General features: G+C 70.6%; 1 protein-coding gene. It reads left to right on the forward strand.

All coding sequences use genetic code 11. The annotated features are described in order from the left end of the window. Positions 1 to 248: hypothetical protein (locus KVS71_RS18105; RefSeq protein ID WP_217585227.1), on the forward strand; the 248-nt coding region annotated here is incomplete at both ends.

A 248-nucleotide genomic window follows, 5' to 3' on the forward strand; every position in this document is an offset into this window, starting at 1 on the left:
CGACAACATCGCGGTGTTCGGCTCGTCCGCCCCCGCGATCTCGCAGACCGTCACCGGCCCCACCCCCGGGGAGCGCTACGCGTTCTCCGCGCAGGTGCAGATCGATCCGACGGCCACGCGGGACGTGAGCCACGCGGTCGACACCGGGGGCGGCGTCGTGAGCCGCACCTGGAACCTCTCCCCGACGTACGACTACATGCGCGCCGACTCCAAGGCCGGACAGTACTACCAGCGCGGATCGGTGTCGT

The sequence above is a fragment of the Microbacterium sp. GbtcB4 genome, from assembly GCF_019091465.1.
Taxonomy (GTDB): domain Bacteria; phylum Actinomycetota; class Actinomycetes; order Actinomycetales; family Microbacteriaceae; genus Microbacterium; species Microbacterium paraoxydans.